Raw genomic sequence first — 1,302 nt, 5'->3', positions numbered from 1 at the left:
GAGTCTGTAAAATATTCTGTGTAAACTCTCAACCTCTAAACTACAATTAGTCTTAGAAAGGTTGGGAGATTTTTTATGATGTCAAAAGAGCAGATCAAGCTGTGGATCAAAGAAAAAAACATGAAGTCTGTGGACGATGTACAGTCAGCCTTAAAGGATCTGTTTGCTGAAACGATCCAAGAAATGCTCGAAGCAGAGATGGAGTCAACTCTTGGGTACGTCAAACATGATATGAAAAACAAACGGACAACCAATAGCCGTAATGGTTATAGCAAAAAAACAGTTCGTTCCGAGTATGGCGAAGTTGACATTCAAGTCCCTCGTGATCGTGAGGGTGAATTTGAGCCTGCCATTGTAAAAAAGCACCAGTCCAATGTAACAGGGATCGAAGATCAAATCCTCGCATTGTATGCGAAAGGCGTATCCACACGCGACATTCAAGATCACTTGCAACAGCTCTATGGCATCGAAGTCTCACCAACACTCATTTCGAATGTCACGAACAAAATCGTTCCGTTGATTAAAGAGTGGCAAAATCGTCCTTTGCAAGCGGTATACGCGGTTGTTTTCCTAGACGCCATTCACTTTAAAGTAAAACAGGATGGGGCAATCGTCAACAAAGCTGCCTACATGGTCATTGGTATTGACCTTGACGGTCACAAAGATGTCCTGGGAATTTGGATTGGTGAGAATGAATCAGCAAAATTTTGGTTACATGTACTCAATGAACTGAAAAACCGTGGTGTTCAGGATATTCTCATTACGAGCGTCGATAACCTCCGAGGCTTTACAGAGGCCATTTCAGCATGTTATCCAAAGACAGAGATTCAGAAGTGTGTCATTCATCAGATCCGTAACGCTATTAAGTATGTTTCCTATAAGGATTTAAAGAGAGTTACAGCTGAATTAAAGCCCATTTACAAAGCTCCAACGGAGCAAGCTGCACTGGAAGAACTCGATCAGTTTGAGCAAACTTGGGGAAGTAAATATCCCTTGATGGTACGCTCCTGGCGCACCAACTGGGATGAGATTGCGACCTTCTTTAAATACCCTCCAGAGATTCGAAAACTGATCTATACGACCAACGTTATTGAGAGTTACCATCGACAACTTCGAAAAGTAACGAAGGGAAAATCCGTCTTTCCCACAGACGATGCCCTTCTAAAGATGCTATATCTCGTAACCATGGATGTTTTACGAAAATGGACAGGACGAGTCCACAATTGGGGACAGATTCTCATGCAGCTATCTGTTTTCTTTGAGGATCGCGTACGCCCACACATCCGTTAACAATTAAAAAAA

At 42.2% G+C, this 1,302-nt stretch carries 1 protein-coding gene; it reads left to right on the top strand.

Translation table 11 applies throughout. The features are described from left to right. Positions 1–75 precede the first annotated feature (75 nt). Complete coding sequence (locus C7R93_RS29810) at positions 76–1,290, top strand: IS256 family transposase (RefSeq protein WP_106842167.1); 1,215 nt, start codon at positions 76–78, stop codon at positions 1,288–1,290. The last annotated feature ends 12 nt before the right edge of the window (positions 1,291–1,302 follow it).

Source organism: Brevibacillus fortis (assembly GCF_003013395.1).
In the GTDB taxonomy this organism is placed as follows: Bacteria; Bacillota; Bacilli; order Brevibacillales; family Brevibacillaceae; genus Brevibacillus; species Brevibacillus fortis.
The sequence above is the reverse complement of the archived record's forward strand: the minus strand, read 5'-3'. Positions and strand labels throughout refer to the sequence as shown.

Bases quoted from the DNA above. Each gene is read 5' to 3' on its own strand.
- C7R93_RS29810 (WP_106842167.1), top strand. From the start codon at position 76: ATGATGTCAAAAGAGCAGATCAAGCTGTGGATCAAAGAAAAAAACATG.